The 17,723-nt window shown below is 59.1% G+C and carries 16 protein-coding genes and 1 other RNA gene; 14 read left to right on the top strand and 3 right to left on the bottom strand.

Translation table 11 applies throughout. The features are described from left to right. Window positions 1–261 precede the first annotated feature (261 nt). From RDQ42_RS04750 to RDQ42_RS04710, 9 genes are read left to right on the top strand one after another with little or no spacing between them, the layout of a single operon-like run. On the top strand, window positions 262–1,329 hold the full coding sequence (locus RDQ42_RS04750; RefSeq protein ID WP_231358530.1) for a Gfo/Idh/MocA family protein: 1,068 nt from the start codon (window positions 262–264) through the stop codon (window positions 1,327–1,329). Continuing rightward, window positions 1,326–2,552: an oligosaccharide flippase family protein gene (locus tag RDQ42_RS04745; protein WP_308588387.1), complete on the top strand. Its 1,227-nt coding sequence runs from the start codon at window positions 1,326–1,328 to the stop codon at window positions 2,550–2,552. Before RDQ42_RS04750 ends, RDQ42_RS04745 begins: the two co-directional genes overlap by 4 nt. Before the next feature lie 3 nt (window positions 2,553–2,555). Continuing rightward, the gene (locus RDQ42_RS04740; protein ID WP_195254354.1) at window positions 2,556–3,863 is read left to right on the top strand and encodes a hypothetical protein; all 1,308 of its coding nucleotides are present in this window, start codon (window positions 2,556–2,558) and stop codon (window positions 3,861–3,863) included. Further along, on the top strand, window positions 3,860–4,960 hold the full coding sequence (locus tag RDQ42_RS04735) for a glycosyltransferase family 4 protein (protein WP_054330939.1): 1,101 nt from the start codon (window positions 3,860–3,862) through the stop codon (window positions 4,958–4,960). The genes RDQ42_RS04740 and RDQ42_RS04735 overlap by 4 nt, the downstream gene beginning before the upstream one ends. Continuing rightward, a complete protein-coding gene (locus tag RDQ42_RS04730) occupies window positions 4,957–6,180 on the top strand; it encodes a glycosyltransferase family 4 protein (RefSeq protein WP_231358526.1) in 1,224 nt (407 codons plus the stop codon). The genes RDQ42_RS04735 and RDQ42_RS04730 overlap by 4 nt, the downstream gene beginning before the upstream one ends. A 43-nt stretch (window positions 6,181–6,223) precedes the next feature. Then, window positions 6,224–7,390 carry a DegT/DnrJ/EryC1/StrS aminotransferase family protein gene (locus RDQ42_RS04725; RefSeq protein WP_231358525.1) on the top strand — a complete coding sequence of 389 codons (1,167 nt, stop codon included), beginning with the start codon at window positions 6,224–6,226 and terminating at the stop codon, window positions 7,388–7,390. Next, on the top strand, window positions 7,344–8,030 hold the full coding sequence (locus RDQ42_RS04720; protein ID WP_071427224.1) for a sugar transferase: 687 nt from the start codon (window positions 7,344–7,346) through the stop codon (window positions 8,028–8,030). The genes RDQ42_RS04725 and RDQ42_RS04720 overlap by 47 nt, the downstream gene beginning before the upstream one ends. Continuing rightward, window positions 8,030–9,184: a DegT/DnrJ/EryC1/StrS family aminotransferase gene (locus RDQ42_RS04715; protein ID WP_308588386.1), complete on the top strand. Its 1,155-nt coding sequence runs from the start codon at window positions 8,030–8,032 to the stop codon at window positions 9,182–9,184. The genes RDQ42_RS04720 and RDQ42_RS04715 overlap by 1 nt, the downstream gene beginning before the upstream one ends. After that, on the top strand, window positions 9,168–9,947 hold the full coding sequence (locus RDQ42_RS04710) for a type III pantothenate kinase (protein ID WP_071427222.1): 780 nt from the start codon (window positions 9,168–9,170) through the stop codon (window positions 9,945–9,947). The genes RDQ42_RS04715 and RDQ42_RS04710 overlap by 17 nt, the downstream gene beginning before the upstream one ends. Before the next feature lie 204 nt (window positions 9,948–10,151). Here the strand turns inward: RDQ42_RS04710 and RDQ42_RS04705 are convergent, their stop codons facing one another. Further along, window positions 10,152–11,063, bottom strand: a complete 912-nt coding sequence (locus tag RDQ42_RS04705) for a selenium metabolism-associated LysR family transcriptional regulator (protein ID WP_231358523.1) — start codon at window positions 11,061–11,063, stop codon at window positions 10,152–10,154. Between the two features lie 320 nt (window positions 11,064–11,383). On the opposite strand from RDQ42_RS04705, the gene selD reads away from it, so the two are divergent. Further along, a complete protein-coding gene (selD, locus tag RDQ42_RS04700) occupies window positions 11,384–12,397 on the top strand; it encodes a selenide, water dikinase SelD (RefSeq protein ID WP_369949014.1) in 1,014 nt (337 codons plus the stop codon). Between the two features lie 114 nt (window positions 12,398–12,511). On the opposite strand, the gene rnpB is transcribed toward selD, so the two are convergent. Further along, window positions 12,512–12,859, bottom strand: an RNA gene (gene rnpB, locus RDQ42_RS04695) — RNase P RNA component class A. Window positions 12,860–12,898: 39 nt separating this feature from the next. Continuing rightward, complete coding sequence (locus RDQ42_RS04690) at window positions 12,899–13,327, bottom strand: TM2 domain-containing protein (RefSeq protein ID WP_074026296.1); 429 nt, start codon at window positions 13,325–13,327, stop codon at window positions 12,899–12,901. Between the two features lie 595 nt (window positions 13,328–13,922). Here RDQ42_RS04690 and gdhA point away from each other — a divergent pair. From gdhA to RDQ42_RS04670, 4 genes are all read left to right on the top strand, one after another. After that, window positions 13,923–15,275, top strand: a complete 1,353-nt coding sequence (gene gdhA, locus RDQ42_RS04685; RefSeq protein WP_308588384.1) for an NADP-specific glutamate dehydrogenase — start codon at window positions 13,923–13,925, stop codon at window positions 15,273–15,275. Between the two features lie 235 nt (window positions 15,276–15,510). Next, on the top strand, window positions 15,511–16,413 hold the full coding sequence (locus tag RDQ42_RS04680; RefSeq protein WP_071427220.1) for an RluA family pseudouridine synthase: 903 nt from the start codon (window positions 15,511–15,513) through the stop codon (window positions 16,411–16,413). 101 nt (window positions 16,414–16,514) lie between these two features. Next, window positions 16,515–17,285 carry a TIGR00282 family metallophosphoesterase gene (locus tag RDQ42_RS04675; RefSeq protein WP_207733435.1) on the top strand — a complete coding sequence of 257 codons (771 nt, stop codon included), beginning with the start codon at window positions 16,515–16,517 and terminating at the stop codon, window positions 17,283–17,285. 101 nt (window positions 17,286–17,386) lie between these two features. Further along, complete coding sequence (locus RDQ42_RS04670) at window positions 17,387–17,647, top strand: stage V sporulation protein S (protein WP_054330952.1); 261 nt, start codon at window positions 17,387–17,389, stop codon at window positions 17,645–17,647. Window positions 17,648–17,723: the final 76 nt, after the last annotated feature.

The following is a 17,723-nucleotide window of genomic DNA, read 5'->3' as shown; positions in this document are numbered from 1 at the left end:
TGGAGAAACAATAATTGCTCATTTAGTATACCGGTCTTGAGGCAGGCTGTCAACTCATTTGCTTAAAAATCTTTGAAAAACATGGGAGTCCGGCGAAACAACGGGGGATTCTGCCGCCGCAGGAAGGGGGAGGATTCCCTGAATTCCCCCGGATACAGCCAGATGGGCAGAGAGCTTTGGACGGTATATCCATCCGAATCCACCGCATACTATTGGATAGATACGCCGCTTGGAAAGTGGCTTTGGAGGAGGGGAATCCATTTGAAGAGGATTCGGTATGGACTGGTCGGCTGCGGCAGGATTGCCGCCAACCATCTCAAAGCGGCCTGCGCCTGTGAAGGGATAGAAGTGGCGGCGCTGTGCGATCTTGCACCATCCAAAGGGGAGGACTTGGCGGAGAAGTTCTCCCTGCACCCGGTGGTATACCGGGATTATGAGAAGATGCTGGAACAAGAACACCTGGATCTTGTGGCGGTCGCCACCGACAGCGGCTCCCACGGTACCATTGCAGCGGCCTGCCTTTGGGCGGGCTGTTCCACGCTGGTGGAAAAACCGATCGCACTCTCCATTGCGGAGGCGGAAAACCTCCTTTCTTTGGCCAGCAAAAAGGGGTTGGTGCTGGCTGTCTGCCATCAGAACCGGTTCAACCGGGCGGTACAACGGGTGAAGCAGGCAGTGGACAGGGGGGAGTTGGGCCGGATTTTCCACCTGTCCGCCTCGGTGCTGTGGAACCGTGGGGAGTCCTATTACCGCCAGGCGGATTGGAGGGGACGGTGGGAGTCGGACGGCGGGGTTTTGATGAACCAATGCATCCACAACATCGACCTGCTGCGGTACCTGGGCGGGGAGGCTGCCGAGGTGTTCGCCTACACCGACCGGCTGAACCATCCTTACATCGAGGGGGAAGACCTGGGCCTAGCGGTTGTGCGGTTCGCAAATGGGTCTTATGGTCTGCTGGAAGGCACCAGCAATATCTTTCCCGAAAACTTGGAGGAAACCCTTTCGATCTATGGGGAAAAAGGGACGGTGCGGATCGGGGGGAAATCGGTGAACCGGTTGGAGATCTTCCGCACCGAATCCGGCGAGGAGGATCTTTCCGCCTTTGAGGAAGTCCCTGGCAATATCTATGGATTTGGCCACACCGCTCTTTACCGGGATGTGGCGGAGTGCATCCAAACGGGTCGGCAACCCCTCTGTAATGGGGAGGATGGCTTGCGGGCCCTGGAGCTGGTTCTAGCTGTTTACCAGTCGGCGGCGGAACACCGGCCGGTATCCCTCCCGCTGAAAGAAGGGTGGTCCGGCGCTTACAAGGGCCGGTTTGACCGATGAAGTTTCGAAAGCCCATCCCCCGCGACGGTTTTTTCCGCGCTGCCGCCGCTTTGACTACCGGTTCCGCCCTGGCCCAGCTGCTCCCCATGCTGGCGTCGCCCCTTTTGGCGAGGCTGTACACCCCAGGAGAATTGGGAGCCTATGCCCTTTTTGTCTCCACTCTCAACTTGACCGGGCAGCTGGCCTGTTTAAAATACGACCTGGCGCTGATAGTGGCCCCAGGGGAGGGACAAGCCTCCGGCCTTTTGCGCCTCTCCCTCTCCCTGTGCGCTGGAGTGTCGCTGCTGCTTCTGCCCCTGGGCTTGTTTGCCCGGCCTATCGCCGCTTATTTTTCCGCGTCTTCCTATAAATGGGTATGGCTGATCGCCCCGGCGACCTTTGCTGTGGGGGTTCACGCCGCCTTTGTGGGGGCGAACCTAAAGCTGCAAAACACCGGCGCCATCTGCCGGGCCAATGTCACCCGGGGGGTGGCTCTCGCCTTGGGACAACCCATCCTTTCCTCTTGGGGGGCAGAGGGCCTCTGCCTAGGGCATATCCTCGCCTATGGGGCCGCCTGTTTCCCTTTGTGTCAAGGGGCGTGTTCCTTATTGAGAAAGAAGGGGGAGGGGCAGTGCCTTCTCCCCCTTTTGCGGGACAACCGGAGCTTCCCCCTATACACGCTGCCCGGCTCCCTGTTGGGAAACCTCGCCTACAGTTTGGCGGGGTATGGCTTTGCCCGCCTCTTTTCCGCCGGGGCCCTGGGGAGCTATTCCTTGGCGGTGCGGCTCCTCTCGGCCCCTATTTCTTTGGTGTCCTCCCCAGTGGGGCAGGCGTACCTCTCCCGGGCGGGGGAAAAGGGGCTCCTTGCCAAGGTGACCCGCGGGCTCCTTCCCTTGGGTATGCTGGGATATGGGGCGCTGTTCCTGCTGGCTGGCCCGGCGGTCCGTCTGTTGTTTGGGCCGGGGTGGGAACCAGCCATCCTCTACCTGCGCCTTCTGCTGCCTCTTTATTTGGTGCGGTTTGTCACCGTGCCCACTTCCACCGCAGCCATCGCCCGGGGCCGGCAGAAGGCCACCGCCCTGTGGCAGGGGGGGATGCTCCTCTTGGCGGCGGTGCCCTTAGGGGTACCGGGGATTGGGCCAGCCATGTTTTTGTTTTACCACGCAGGGCTGCTTAGCGTGGGATATCTGGGGTTCTACCGCTACTGCCGCGGACTGGACCAACGATCTGCAAAGGGGATGTGACCGATGGAAAAACGCCTGCCTGCCCTCTTCCACCTGGCGCTGTTTTTCACATTTTTTGAACTGGCAGCGGGGAGGTCTTTCCACTTGATGGAACTCTCCCTGCTCCTGCTTCTGGGGGCAGCGGCCCTTTCTGCCAAGTACCTGTGGGAACGAAAATGCCTCCTGCGGCCGCTGACCGATTATTGGCTGTTCTGGGGATTCTCCCTCTACCTATTTTTGGATGCCTTGGGGGCGTTGGCGCCAGCGGACTGGGCCCTCTCTTATGAAAAATACCGGGTGGTGGGATTGATGGCGGTGCTGACCCTGCTGGGCGCCCTGCTGCTGGACAGCCGGGAAGCCATCGACCGGGTATTTGCCACTTTGGCCTTGGCGGCGGTGGCGGCAGCCCTCCTCAGCGTGCTGGGCCGGATGGGTGCCGGCCCCTTCCCCTCGGAGTACGACCTGCGCCTTTCCCTGCGCAGGGATTACAACATGTTTGCCGTCACCATCCTGTTGGGGTGGAGCGGCGGGGCTTTTTTGCTGCTCCGCCAGGGAGTTTCCGCCAAAAACCGGGGCATACTATTGCTGATTGCTGGGGTGTGCCTCCCTCCGGTCCTCCTTTCCGGGTCCCGGCGGGCGGTGCTCCTATTCCTGCCCATCGGCCTTTTGGTCACTGGAACCGCTTTGGTGCGGGGCTGGAAGGCGGGAAAGCTGCTGAGCGCCATCGGGGGGACTGTTTTGGCTTTTAGCTTGGTTGCGGCGCTGACCATCGCCGGTTCCTCCCTGCTCCAAAACCTGCCGGAACAGGCCCCGGGCTTGCCGGGGGGAGGTGGGGAGACCGGGCTCCAAGACCGGTATGAAACCATCGCGGAAGGCTCCTTCCTCTCCAAACGGCGGATTTTGTGGCGGATAGCCTGGGAGGAGTATTCCGGTTACCCTCCCTTTGAGAAACTGACCGGCCAGGGCTTGGGGCGGGATGTGGTCCTCTACCGGGAGTCGGGGGACCAGGAGCTTTGCGCCACCTATCCCCAGGCAGAGCAGCGGGAGGCGCTGAGCGCCCACAATTTCCTCCTCTCCGATCTGCTCAGTGGCGGGTACCTGAAGGCCGCCGCCGGGCTGGCCCTGCTTCTTGCGCTACTGGTGGACGGCTTGACCCTCCTGCAAAAGGACCCGGCGCGGGTCCTGCCTTACGGGGTAATTCTGGGGACGGCAGTGCTGCAAAACGCGGTCAGCGGCCGGTACGGCTTTTTGTATGACAAGTGGTTCTTTTTCTTTTCCTTCCTGCTGCTGCGGGAACTATCACTCATCCGAGAAAGGGGGCGAAGCCTGTGAAATCCATCTGCATCCTGACCACTGTCCACCGCCACGACGACGTGCGGATCTACTACCGGCAGGCCCTCTCTTTGGCCAAAGCCGGGTACCGGGTGACCCTCTGCTGCCCGGATTATGAGGGCAAAGACGAATATGGGGTCCGTTTTTGCAAGCTGGAGCTGCCGGGAGGCCGGTTCGGCCGGATGTGGAAAGCGTCCCCCACCGCCTTGAAGGCCGCGCTCACAGAGGAATACGACCTCTATCACGTCCATGACCCGGAGCTTCTGCCTGCCGCCCTCAAGCTGAAAAAGCGGGGCAAACGGGTGATTTACGACGCCCATGAGGATGTGCCCCGGCAGATTTTGGGGAAGGACTGGCTCCCGGAATGGAGCCGAAAACCCCTCGCCCGCCGGTTTGAGCGGTATGAACAGAAAGTCGCCCGCCGGCTGGATGGGGTGATCGGCGCCACCGAAATCATTGCGGGGCGGTTTCCAGGAGGTGTGGCGGTGCGGAATTTCCCCGATCCCCAGGAGTTTTTCCCCCAGGGGCTGCCCCCCTATGAAAAAAGGCGGCGGGCGGCTGTGTATGCCGGTTCTATCACACAGTTGCGGGGCATACATCAGATGGTGAAAGCTGCCGGCCAGGCAGGGGTGCCCCTGATTCTGGCCGGGGAGTTTGAAAACCCGGCCCTGCGCCATGACATCACTTTGCTGCCGGGGTTTGACCAGGTGGAAGAGCGGGGGAAGCTCTCCCGGGATGGGGTGGCGAAGGCCATGGGGGAAGCCCGGATGGGGCTGGTGGTGCTGTTCCCCACCCAGAGCTACCAAGAATCCCTGCCAATCAAGCTGTTTGAATACATGCTCTGCGGCCTGCCGGTGATCGCCTCCGACTTCCCCCTGTGGCGGGAGCTGACCGGGAAGTCCTGCGCCCTCTTCGTCGACCCGCAAAAGGTGGAGGAGATCGCCGGGGCGATGACCTTCCTGCTGGAAAACCCAGACCGGGCCAAGGCCATGGGGGAGGCGGGCCGGAAGCTGGCCCTGAAAAAATACTGCTGGCAAAGCGAGGAAAAGCGGCTTTTAACCCTATACCGTAAACTGCTGGAAGGGGAGAAAGCATGAATATTCTCATCGTCAACCAGTACGCCGGCTCCCCAGAATTGGGGATGGAATTCCGCCCCTATTATCTGGCCCAGGAATGGGGGAAGATGGGGCATCACCCGGTGGTCGTCACCGGGGATTTCTCCCACCTGCGGCAGAAGAACCCCCGTGCCATTCGGGATTTTGAGGAAAAAACGGTGGAGGGGGTCCGCTATTGTTTCCTCAAAACCCCCGCCTACGCAGGCAACGGCCTGGGGCGGGTGAAAAACGTCTTCGCATTTTGCCGCAAACTGTACAGCGGAGCGGCTCGCCTCGCCAAAACCTACCGGCCGGATGTGGTCATCGCCTCTTCCACCCACCCTTTTGACGGGCGGGGGGCAGCTCGGATCGCCCGGATTGCCAAGGCCAAGCTGATCTATGAAGTCCACGACCTGTGGCCCTTAAGCCCCATGGAACTCTACGGTTACAAGGCGGGCCACCCGCTCATCCACCTGATCCGGCGGGAGGTGCGCCGCCTCTCCCGCAAAAGCGATGGGGTGGTCTCCATCCTGGAGAAAGCCGACCTCTACCTGGCTTCCATCGGGGCGTCGCCCAAAAACTACCAGCACATCCCCAACGGAGTGGACTTCCGGGAAGAGCCGGAGAACCTGCCCCCAAAAAAGCACCAGGAGCTGCTGGAACTGCTCCACAGCCGTGGGCATTTTGTCCTCTTGTACCTGGGGGGGTTCTCCGCTGCCAACGCCTTGGAGGATTTGGTATTCGCTGCCGCCCTCGCCCCGCCCGGCATCGCCTTTGTATTGATGGGGGACGGCCCCTACAAGAATGAGCTGCGAAGCCGGGCAAAAAAACTGCGGCTAGACAACCTTTATTTCCTGGACCCGGCGCCCAAAGGGGAGGCAACCGCCCTTCTGCCCATGGCGGACGCCCTCTATTTGGGGGCAAAGCGCTCCCCCCTCTACCAATACGGGGTGGGGATGAACAAGCTGTTTGATTACCTGCTCTCTGGCCGTCCCATCCTTTACGGCGTGGCGGGGGCGGGAAATTTAGTGGAGCGGTCGGGCTGCGGCCTCACCCTCCCGCCGGAGGATCCACGGGCCATTGTAGAGGGAGCAAAGGCCCTTTTGGCACTCTCCCCTGAGGAACGGGCAGAGTTGGGGAAGAGGGGGAAAGACTATGTACGAGACCACCACCGATATGACCGGCTGGCGAAGGAATACATCGACTATCTCACAGGGCTGTAGGCGGTCTTCGCCACAGCCTGCGACAGAATAAGGAGGCCAAACCATGAACGTCCGGGAAGAATTTTTGCCCTATGCCCAGCCAAGCTTGACCCACCGGGAACTGGAAGAAGTGCTGGAAGCGGTGCGCTCCCTCTGGTGGAGCAGGGGGGAGAAGTGCCAGCGGTTTGAAGAGGAGTTCGCCCAAAAGGTGGGGGCCAGGTACGCTGTCTCAATGAACTCCTGCACCGCCGCCTTGGAGGTTGCCCTTTGTGCCTATGGAGTCAGCCCAGGGGATGAGGTCATCACCACCCCTATGACCTTTTGCTCCACTGCTAATGTGGCACTCCACCTGGGGGCGAGGCCCATCTTCTGCGATATCGACCCACAGACAGGCCTCATAGACCCGGCGGGCATCGAGCCATTGATCACCGATAAAACCAGGGCCATCCTGCCAGTTCACTACGGTGGCCAGCCCTGTGATTTAAAGGAAATCTACGCCATAGCGGATAAAAATGGCCTTGTGGTCATCGAGGATGCAGCCCATGCGGCGGGGGCCTTCTATCATGGGGAACCCATCGGAAACTGCCGGGATGCAGCCGCCTTCAGTTTTTACGCCACCAAAAACCTGGCCACCGGCGAGGGGGGCATGCTGACCACCAACGACCCAGAAGTGGCGGAAAAAGCGCGGGTGCTCTCCCTTCATGGAATGGACAAAAACGCCTACAACCGGTACCAGGAAGGGGGGAGCCACCTGTACGACGTGGTCTACCCCGGCTACAAATTCAACATGGGGGAATTGGCCGCGGCCTTGGGCTTGGCCCAATTGGAACGGCTGGACCAGATGCAGGCTACCCGCAGGAGGTATGCCACCCTGTATGAGGAAGGGTTTGCCTCCATCCCGGGGATCAAGACCCTGCGCCAACTGCCGGAGAGGGAAAATGCCTGGCACCTGTTTGTGATCCAGGTGGACCCCCGGGAATTCGGCATGGATCGGGAGGGGCTGATCCGGTTCCTCACCGGGAAGAAGATCGGCACCAGTGTCCACTTTAAGCCGGTACACACCATGACCTATTATGAGGAGCATCTGCCTCAGAATCCAGTGCCGCTTCCCCATGCCGAGGCGTTTTACCAAACCATTATCTCGCTGCCCCTGTATCCATCCATGGGCGAGGAGGATGTTCAATATGTCATTGAGAGCGTTCGGGAAGCTTCCCAGCTCGATGCAAAATGACACCACACGGCTGTACTACGACAAGCTCTCCCGCAAACGGTTCCAGCTGGCGCTGAAGCGGGGGATTGACATCGCCTTGTCCCTCATCCTCATCCTGGCTCTCTCCCCGGTGATGGCCTTCTGCGCCGCTTTGGTGAAAGCCGATGGGGGGAGCATCCTGTACCGGCAGGTGCGCATCGGCCGGTACAGCAGGCCCTTTGTGATCTATAAGTTCCGCACCATGACCGAACGGGCCTACTTGGGCGGGGAGCTGACCCGGGGGGAGGACCCCCGCATCACCAAGGCCGGGCGCATCCTCCGGCGCACCCGTCTGGATGAGCTGCCCCAACTGTTCAACGTGTTGAAAGGGGAGATGTCCCTGGTGGGGCCCCGGCCGGAGGTCCCTCGCTACGCCCAGTTGTACACCGACCGGATGCGGGCGACCTTGCTTCTGCCGGTGGGCATCACCTGCCGGGCCAGCTTGCGGTTTAAGGACGAAGCCGCCCTTTTAGCGGGGGAAGATGGGGAACAGGTCTACCGCCAACGGGTGCTCCCCGCCAAGATGGAGGAGAACATCCGCTATCTGCAAGATTACTCCCTGTGGGAGGACGGCAAAATCCTGCTGCAAACCGCCCGTATGGCAATCAAGGAGGTTTTTTGATGGAGTTTGTGGATTTAAAAGCCCAGTACCAGCGCTTGCAGCCCCAGATGGAGGAGGCGGTGCTCGCAGTGCTGCGCGGGGGAAATTACATTTTAGGCCCAGAGGTGGAACAGCTGGAGCAGGAGCTGGCCGCCTATGTGGGAGCGCCCTACTGTGTGGCGGTGGCCAGCGGGACCGATGCCCTGCTCCTCTCTCTGATGGCCGCGGGAATCGGCCCCGGCGATTTGGTGCTGACCACCGCCTTCAGCTTTTTTGCCACCAGCGAGGTGGTGGGGCTTCTGGGGGGCGAGGTCCTCTTCTGCGACATCAACCCAGACACCTACAACTTGGATCCCTACTGCCTGGAACACCTGATCAAACGGATCCGCAAGACCACCAACCGGGTGCCCAAGGCAGTCATCGCGGTGGATTTGTTCGGCCAGTGCGCCGAATACGATAAAATAGAAGAAATCTGCCAGGAGAACGACCTATTGCTCATCGAGGATGCGGCCCAATCCATGGGGGCGGAGCTGCGGGGCAAAAAGGCGGGCGCCTTTGGGCGGTTCGGCTGCACCTCCTTTTTCCCCTCCAAGCCGCTGGGATGCTACGGGGACGGGGGCGCGGTCTTTTGCCATACGAAAGAAGATTGGGATATGCTGCGGTCCCTGCGGGTTCACGGACAGGGCGGGGACAAATACGACAACCATCGTTTTGGCCTCAACGCCCGTTTGGATGCCCTCCAGGCCGCAGTGCTGCGGATCAAGCTACCCAGTTTAGAAGAGGAGCTTGCCGCCCGCCGGCAGCTGGCCAGCTGGTATGACCAGGGGCTTGCAGGGCTGGTCAAAACCCCCCGGGTCAAGGAGGGGTTGACGAGCAGCTACGCCCAGTATACAATAGCAGTGGATGCAGACAAGCGGGATGCCCTTCAGGCCAGGCTGGCCGCCCAGGGGATTCCCGCCCATGTATACTATCCTACGCCGCTGCACAAGCTCCCCGTTTACCGCGGCGGCTCGACCCAAAATCTGCCCAACGCCGAACAGGCCGCCCAAACGGTTCTCTCCCTACCCATGCACCCCTATCTCACAAAAGGGGAGGCCCAGCGGGTGGTGGACGCGGTCCGCTCCGCGTTGGTGCGGGAAGACGAAGGAGAAGACCCCCATGCTGCTAGCAATTGACATCGGCAACACCAATATCGAATTCGGTGTGTTTGAAGGGGAAACCCTGCTGCGCTCGGCACGCCTTGGCACCAACCGGGACGCCACAAGCGATGAAATCGGCATCTTTATCCGGCAGTTTCTGCTGCTCCACGGCATCGACCACCAGAAGGTTGAGGATGTCATCATCGCCTCGGTGGTGCCCCAGATCATGTATTCCATGAACAACGCCATCCGCAAATACCTCAATAAAGTCCCCCTGGTCGCCGGGGAGAGCGTCCCCTATTACGTGACCAATCACTATGACAACCCGGCCCAGGTGGGCGCAGACCGGCTGGTCAACGTGCTGCCGGCGGTCAAAAAGTACGGCGCGCCCCTCATCGTTGTGGACTTTGGCACCGCCACCACATTTGATGCGGTCAGCCGGGAAGGCGCCTATGAGGGCGGGGCCATCTACCCGGGGGTGAAGCTCTCGATGGACGCCCTGGCGCAAAAGGCATCCAAGCTGCCCCAGGTGGCTATCGACGACCCAGGGGTGCTCATTGGGAAAAACACTGTCCAAAGCATGCAGGTGGGCGCGGTATACGGGTATGTAGGTGCGGTGGAGAACATCTGCCGCCGGATGAAGCAGGAATTGGGGGAGGACGCCAAGGTCATCGCCACCGGTGGGCTGGCCACGATGATCGCCGCCCAGACCGGCGAGATCTTCGCGGTGGACAAAACCTTGACCCTCACCGGCCTACAGATGATTTATGCCGCCCATTGTAAAGAGAAGGCAGAATAGAATTCGTAGAATTGGCCCCGGGATATTCCCGGGGCTTTTTGCGTTTTTTGGGGAAAGCATCCCATGGCTGTTGGGATAAAATTCTGTGGATTCGTTTGCGAAAAGGGCAAAAAAACACCGCCTCGGTTTCCCGGGGCGGCATTAAGCGGACATCCGATGGGGTTTGTGGTCGATACGGTACAGGGCCCCCCTGCAGGAGAGGGGTCATTGGGCGGAGCCGGCAGCCTCTTTTTTGGCAAAGCGCAGAAACGCCGCTGCCGCTGGGGAGAGGGTGTGGTTTTGGTTGCGCACCAAGTAGAGCTTGCGGCTGAGGACCACATGGTCAAAGTCAAAGGTTTGAATCAGTCCGAAGCGCTGAAAGTCCGCCGCAGCGGTCTTAGACATGATGGAGATGCCAAGGCCCTGGCTCACCGAGTTTTTGATGGCGTCGGGGTCATCCATTTGGGCTACCACATGGAGGGAGGCAGGGTCCAGGTGCATGCTTCGCAGAAAGCGCTCGGTCTCCCGGCGGGTGCCCGAATCGGGTTCCCGAATAATGAAGGGCTCCCGGGCCAGATCCTGGAGAGTGAACCCGTGCTCCCCAATTTTGCGGTATCGTTCGGTGTTGGGGGTGATGACCACCAGCCGGTCGTCTAAAAACTCCTCAAAGACGCATTTGGCCGATTCGATCACCGCACCGGTCATCCCGATTTCCGCCTTGCGGTTGACAATGCTGCGAACCACCTCGCCGCTGTCGCATTTGATGACATTGAAGGAGACATCCGGGTACTTGCTGCGAAAAGCGCTCATCATCTGAGGTAGCACGTATTGGCTGGGCATAGAAGATGCCGCGATGCACAGGGTGCCGCTGACATTGCGGCTGATGTTTTGGAAGGCGGACAAGGCGTTGTCCCGCAAGGTGAGCATGTCCTGGGCGTATTCATAGAGGACTTTGCCCTCCTCAGAGGGGAGGGCTTCCTTGGCCGAACGGACAATGAGCTGAACCCCCAGTTCTTTCTCCAAAGAGCTGATGTGGGCGCTGATGGTGGGCTGGGTCAGGTAGAGCTTCTCCGCCGTTTTGGAAAAGCTTTTGAGTTTTACGACGTATACAAAGGCTTCTAGCTGTTTAAAATCCATGGGATTCCTCCTCAAAATGGATGTTGCTGGGATGCCGCGCTTTATCTGGCGGCAAAAATAGGGCGTTTCTCCCATTTTTCCGCAGATAGTAATATTATACCAGAAGTTTCCCGTTTGGTCACCCTTTTTCAACAAAGTCCCTGGCTTAGCGTGTCACAATGTCCCGTTGCATTGTCGGTAAAATGGGCAAGACTGTCTTGTTTTGTCCCAGGGGCAGCCCGGGGAAGAGGTTGAAATTCCTCTTAAAAGTGTGTACAATAAGACCGAAGTAACGGGACAGGAGGTGCATTGTGTTGGCAAAAGTACAGCGGTTGACACAAATGACAAAAAGCGCAGGCTGAGCATCCAAAATAGGACCGGGTGTCCTTTCAAGCATTTTAGAGCGGCTGCCCAAGTTTTCTGACCCCAATCTATTGGTGGGGTTTGACACCAGCGACGACGCCTGCGTTTACCAATTGCGGGAGGATTTGGCCATCATCCAGACGGTGGACTTCTTCCCCCCGGTGGTGGACGACCCCTACACTTACGGCCAGATTGCGGCCACCAATGCCCTCAGCGACGTCTACGCCATGGGAGGTTCGCCCAACCTGGCCATGAATTTGATCTGCTTCCCCAACTGCCTCCCCTTAGATGTGCTGGAGGGGATATTGCAGGGCGGCTATGACAAGGTCCGGGAGGCTGGAGCTATCATCGTAGGCGGCCACACCATCGAGGACCCGGAGCCCAAATATGGCTTGTGCGTCACCGGGTTTCTCCATCCCAAAGACGTCTTAGCCAACAGCACGGCCAAGGAAGGGGACCTGTTGGTGCTCACTAAGCCCTTGGGCCTTGGAGTGATGACCACCGCCAACAAGGCCGACCTGGCCAGCCCGGAGGAGTATCAGGAGATGGTCCGGCTGATGACCACCCTCAACAAAGGCGGCCAAGAGGCGATGCTGCGGGTAGGCGGAGCCCACGCCTGCACCGATGTCACCGGGTTTGGCATGCTGGGCCACACCTATGAGATGGCCAGCGGCTGCGGTATGACAGTGGAACTTTACGCCAAAGACCTGCCGCTGATCCCCAGCGCGGTGGAGTATGCCAAAATGGGCATTATCCCCGCTGGGGCTTATGAAAACCGCAATTATCTGGAGGAGAAGGTCTCCTTTGGGGCAGATGTCCCGGAAGTGGTGATCGATCTGTTGTGCGACCCCCAGACGGCCGGTGGATTGCTCATCGCCCTGCCGGAGGATAAGGCAGTGGAGCTGGTCAAGCAGCTGGATGGGGTAACCCCCTGTGCTAAGGTGGTAGGTGAAGTAAAAGCCTACAGCGGAAAATCCATCGAGGTGCGCTAGCTGCCCAGCAGGGAAAAAACGGCATAGGCAAAGGGAGAGGGGCAGAAGCCTTCTCCCTTTTCTTTTTTATGGAAAAGGGCCGGGGAGCGCTTTTAGACACTCCCCGGCCATATAAATGCGACTAAGCTGATAAGCCGAGTTCTGTATCAAACAACAATCTATCTAGGCCGTGCGTCGCCGCACGGCTCCAGCCACCTTCCCGAGGACGCGACGGGCCGCCGCTTCATGCCCTCCTATGCGGTGTTGCTTCGGATAGGGTTTACATAGCCGGGCAGTCGCCTGCCCGCTGGTGAGCTCTTACCTCACCTTTCCATCCTTACCACTTGCGTGGCGGTATCTTTCTGTTGCACTGTCCCTAAAGTCGCCTTCGGCTGCCGTTAACAGCTATCCTGCCCTGTGAAGCCCGGACTTTCCTCACGCACAGCCTTTCGGCTTTGTGCCCGCTGTTGTATCGCTTACTCGCATACCACATTGTACCTTGTACTGGGGTAAATGTCAATGCTAGTCTTTTAAGGGGATGCCATTTGCATCCACGGCGATGTTTCCGGTGAGGAGCATAATCCCTTCTACCAGGGCCCAGATGGCCACTGCGCCGGCGGATAAGCCGCAGGTGAAGATAGAACCCACGGTGGTCAGCAGGATTTGCAGAAGGCCGCGGTCGTTATATCCCAGGTAAAAGTTGTGGATGCCCAAGCTCCCTACAAAGATGGCCAGCAAACCGGCGATGAGCCGGGATTTCTGCGGGGGGAAGAAGGGCATGCCTTGGCCGTCCCCCACCTGGGAATTGCACCGGGGACAGATGGTGCATCCCGGAGGGAGGGGAAGGCCGCAGTTGGGGCAACAGCGGCCCGCTGCAGTGGAGGGGGCGCCGCATTTCTTACAAAAACGGTCGCCTTCATCCAGGTGGCCGCCACAATTTCGACAGAACATAATTCACACACTCTTTCAGCAGTCAAAATGGGTGTAAAGGGGGGACTAGGGGGCTAACAGGCCGGACCGGAATTTTCAGCGTGCGGGGGTATATCCCCCAAGGATGCCCTGCGGTTATTCTACCATAAAGTCTGCACAAACGATAAGAATTGCGGTGCGGCCCCTGCCGCAAAGGGCTTTGCCCTGCAAGCAATTCTTCGAATGCCACAGCCCCGCTGTGGTCTGTATACCAAAAATCTCCACAGGCTGGAAAAATCCTAATGCGGCCTTGCCGCAGGAGGGCTCTCAGCCCGACAAGGATTTCTTCCCCAATGATCGCCCTGCGATCATTGTACCATGGGCAGGTTCAAAACTCAACAAAAGGAATTCTTAAAGTTTCATGGCCAGGCGGGAAGAAAGGGGAGAAAGTTTTGTCCAACGCGTCAATACAATTTTTTGAATCCTGAAAAGATAAATCTTGCAAAAATGGGAAGAACCCACTATAATAAAAAACAGCGATCGTCGCTTTAACCCTTTGCATGGAAAAATTGAAAACATGGCGAAGGCAGCGCGGCTAATGGGAAACCGGGCCGCAGATAGAAAGGTGGAATAAACAATGGAATGGAAGAGCGAGTACTTGAAAAAAGTGTATCGGGATGTCTGCGCCCGTGATGGCCATGAGCCGGAATTTTTGCAGGCAGTAGAAGAGGTGCTAGCTTCCTTGGAGCCGGTGGTTGCCGCCCGCCCCGCCCTGGAAAAAGCCGGGATTGTAGAGCGTTTGGTAGAGCCGGAACGGGTCATCACTTTCCGGGTATCCTGGGTGGATGACAGCGGCAAGGTGCAGGTCAACCGGGGCTACCGGGTGCAGTACAACTCCGCCATCGGGCCTTATAAAGGGGGCCTTCGGTTCCATCCTTCGGTCAACCTGTCCATCATGAAATTCCTCGGGTTCGAGCAGACCTTTAAAAACAGCTTGACCGGCCTGCCTATGGGCGGTGCCAAAGGCGGTTCCGACTTCGACCCCAAGGGCAAATCCGATGGGGAGGTCATGCGGTTCTGCCAGAGCTTTATGACCGAGCTGTACCGCCACATCCGGCCCAACACCGACGTTCCCGCCGGCGACATCGGGGTGGGCGGCCGGGAGATCGGCTACCTGTTTGGCCAGTACAAGAGGATCCGGAATGAATTCACCGGTGTGCTCACCGGCAAGGGCCTCACCTATGGCGGTTCTCTGGCCCGCACCCAGGCCACCGGCTACGGCCTCCTCTACTTCACCGAGGAGATGCTCTCCTGCATGAAGGGGGATTCGATTCGGGGTAAACGAGTTGTGATCTCCGGCTCCGGCAATGTGGCCATCTACGCCGCGGTCAAAGCCACCGAATTGGGGGCGAAGGTGATCGCCCTCTCCGACTCGAACGGCTATATCTACGATGAAAAGGGCGTGGACATCGCCGTAGTCAAACAGATTAAGGAGGTGGAGCGGGGCCGCATCAAGCTCTATGCCCAGCGGGTTGCCGGATCCACCTACACCGAGGGATGCCGGGGCATCTGGTCCATCCCCTGCGACATCGCCCTGCCCTGCGCCACCCAAAACGAGCTGGATGAGGAATCGGCCAAACTGCTGATTCAGAACGGGGTCATTGCGGTGGCCGAGGGGGCCAATATGCCCTCCACCCCCGGTGCAGTGGAGCTGTTCCAGAAGGGTGGCATCCTCTTTGCCCCGGCCAAAGCCTCCAATGCAGGGGGCGTAGCCACCAGCGGCTTGGAGATGAGCCAGAACTCCCTGCGGTATTCCTGGAGTTTTGACGAGGTGGATGAGAAGCTTCGCGGCATCATGCTGGGCATCTTCCACAACGCCTACGACGCTGCCAAGGAGTTTGGTGCCGAGGGCAACCTGGTGGTGGGCGCCAACATCGCCGGATTCCTCAAGGTGGCCGACGCCATGCTGGCCCAGGGAATCGCCTATTAATTTTGCAGGATACACAAGGGCTCCGGAGCAGATCCGGGGCCCTTTTTCTGTTTATAGCTTGCAGCGGTGCAGAAGCTGGAGATTTGCTGGAGAGGGGAAGAATTCCCCGGCGGGAGTTGTAAAAGCCTCCCTCTTTCCTTTTGATGCGGCTTTTGGTACAATAGGGAAAGCTTAGATTCAAACCCATCCAATGGAAGAATAGGCCCGCCGCGCCGGGCAAGAGGAGCAATCTGCCATGAGAACCATTCGATATATTGTGGAGCCCCAGGAGGATGGCCGCCGGGTGGGTTCCTACCTGCGGGGGGTGGCGGGCATCTCCAACCGCCTGCTGGTGGACTTGAAAAAAACCGATTACGGCATCCGCTGCAATGGGGTTCATGTGCGGGTCATCGACCGGGTACACGCCGGGGATGAACTATGCATCACCATCGACGACCACCCTAAGGAATACCTGGCCACCCCCATCGAGGTGCCAATCCTCTTTGAGGACGAGGACCTTTTGGTCTACAACAAGCCGGCGGGGATGGCCTCCCACCAATCCCGGCGCAACCAGACCGACAGCTTGGGCAACGCCTTTGCCTGGCACTGCCAGCAGATGGGCCTCGCCATTAGCTTCCGGCCGGTGAACCGGCTGGATAAGGACACCTCCGGCATTGTGCTGGTGGCCAAGAACCAGCATGCTGCCTCCCAACTGAACGGCGCGGCGGAGAAGGCGTATTTCGCCGTGGTCTGCGGTCGGATGGAGGAAGACCAGGGCACGGTGGAGGCCCCTATCCGGCGGATCAACGAGGTCTACACCAAGCGGATGGTCTCCCCAGATGGGCAGTATGCCAAAACCGACTGGGAAGTCCTCTCCCGCGGGGAGGGGTATTCCCTGCTCCGGCTGAGGCTCTCCACCGGCCGCACCCATCAGATCCGGGTGCACATGGCTCACATCGGCCACCCCCTGGCCGGGGATGACCTGTATGGCGGCGATTTGGCGATCATCCCCCGGCAGGCCCTCCACTGCGGATGGGTGAGGTTTCCTCATCCCGTGACCGGGGGCTGGCTGGAGTTTTCTGCCCCTCTGCCGGAGGATATGCAGGCTATTTTACCCCATGCGGGGGCGGATCCCCAAACAATGATGAACGTTTTGTAAAAAACCGCCTGGATCTTTGCAAACCCCGGGCGGGAACAGTATAATAAACCCTGTAGCCCCTGGCTGCGGCCAGGGATTTTACAGGCAAAGGAGCGGGTGTAATGATACGGGTATTGATGATCGGCGACGTGGTGGGCCAGGGGGGATGCGATGCCGTCCGGGCCAAGCTCCCAGCCTTTAAGCGGGCCCAGAAGATCGACCTGGTCGTCGCCAACGGGGAGAATTCTGCCGAGGGCAACGGCATTCTGCCACACAGCGCTGAACACCTCTTTGACAGCGGGGTGGACGTGATCACCACCGGCAACCATGCCCTGCGCCGCCGGGAGATCTACGAGTATTTTGACGAGGGCAAAAACCTGGTCCGCCCGGCCAATTTTCACCGGGAGGCGCCAGGGGTAGGGTATTTGACCCTGGACTTTCTGCGGTACCAGCTCTGCGTGGTCAACCTGCAGGGGGTGGTGTACATGGAGCCGCTGGAAAACCCCTTCGACTGCATCGACCGCATCCTGAAGGAGGTAAAAACCCCCAACATTCTGGTGGATTTTCACGCCGAGGCCACCTCGGAAAAGCTGGCCCTGGCCTATTACCTGGATGGCCGGGTCACTGCGGTGGTGGGCACTCACACCCATGTGCAGACTGCCGACGAAAAGGTCCTGCCCCAGGGCACCGGCTACATCACCGATTTGGGGATGTGCGGGGCCGAGCACTCGGTGCTGGGGGTGCGTCCCGACCTGGCCATCAAGCGGCTGCGGACCCATCTGCCGGTGCGGTTTGAAAACGAGAGGGAGAATTGCATCCTTCATGGAGTTGTGTTAGAGATCAACGAAAAAACGGGCAAAACAAACAAAATCATTCGACATGAAATAAAATAACTGTCAAAAACAATCAATTCCCCCTTGTAATTTGCCACGGAATGCTATATGATGAAGGTAACATCTAAATCGTATCGCTACAATTGGGCAGGAGGGGTATCATGGAAATACTAAAAGTCTCAGCTAAATCCATTCCAAATTCCGTAGCAGGCGCCATTGCCGGAGTGATCCGGGAAAAAGGTTCGGTGGAGGTACAGGCCGTGGGTGCAGGGGCATCCAACCAGGCGGTCAAGGCGGTCGCCATTGCCCGGGGCTATTTGGCGCCGTCGGGGATTGACTTGGTGTGCGTCCCTGCCTTCGCCAATGTGCTGATTGATTCGGAGGAAAGGACTGCGATCAAATTGATTGTCGAGCCCCGGTAAAGGGCGCCCGGTAAGAAAAACACGCAGGCGGAGCTTTGGCTGGCTCCGCCTGTTTTCATCGATGGAAGGAGGGAAA

It is taken from the genome of uncultured Merdimmobilis sp., from assembly GCF_902471145.1.
Lineage (GTDB): Bacteria > Bacillota > Clostridia > Oscillospirales > Ruminococcaceae > Merdimmobilis > Merdimmobilis hominis.
This window is presented reverse-complemented; position numbering and strand designations above follow the sequence as displayed.

Excerpts from the sequence above, each read along its gene's own strand:
- RDQ42_RS04745 (WP_308588387.1), top strand. The coding sequence starts at position 1,326 with ATGAAGTTTCGAAAGCCCATCCCCCGCGACGGTTTTTTCCGCGCTGCC.
- RDQ42_RS04740 (WP_195254354.1), top strand. The coding sequence starts at position 2,556 with ATGGAAAAACGCCTGCCTGCCCTCTTCCACCTGGCGCTGTTTTTCACA.
- RDQ42_RS04730 (WP_231358526.1), top strand. The coding sequence starts at position 4,957 with ATGAATATTCTCATCGTCAACCAGTACGCCGGCTCCCCAGAATTGGGG.
- RDQ42_RS04725 (WP_231358525.1), top strand. The coding sequence starts at position 6,224 with ATGAACGTCCGGGAAGAATTTTTGCCCTATGCCCAGCCAAGCTTGACC.
- RDQ42_RS04720 (WP_071427224.1), top strand. The coding sequence starts at position 7,344 with ATGTCATTGAGAGCGTTCGGGAAGCTTCCCAGCTCGATGCAAAATGAC.
- RDQ42_RS04715 (WP_308588386.1), top strand. The coding sequence starts at position 8,030 with ATGGAGTTTGTGGATTTAAAAGCCCAGTACCAGCGCTTGCAGCCCCAG.
- RDQ42_RS04710 (WP_071427222.1), top strand. The coding sequence starts at position 9,168 with ATGCTGCTAGCAATTGACATCGGCAACACCAATATCGAATTCGGTGTG.
- RDQ42_RS04705 (WP_231358523.1), bottom strand. The coding sequence starts at position 11,063 with ATGGATTTTAAACAGCTAGAAGCCTTTGTATACGTCGTAAAACTCAAA.
- RDQ42_RS04690 (WP_074026296.1), bottom strand. The coding sequence starts at position 13,327 with ATGTTCTGTCGAAATTGTGGCGGCCACCTGGATGAAGGCGACCGTTTT.
- gdhA (WP_308588384.1), top strand. The coding sequence starts at position 13,923 with ATGGAATGGAAGAGCGAGTACTTGAAAAAAGTGTATCGGGATGTCTGC.
- RDQ42_RS04680 (WP_071427220.1), top strand. The coding sequence starts at position 15,511 with ATGAGAACCATTCGATATATTGTGGAGCCCCAGGAGGATGGCCGCCGG.
- RDQ42_RS04675 (WP_207733435.1), top strand. The coding sequence starts at position 16,515 with ATGATACGGGTATTGATGATCGGCGACGTGGTGGGCCAGGGGGGATGC.
- RDQ42_RS04670 (WP_054330952.1), top strand. The coding sequence starts at position 17,387 with ATGGAAATACTAAAAGTCTCAGCTAAATCCATTCCAAATTCCGTAGCA.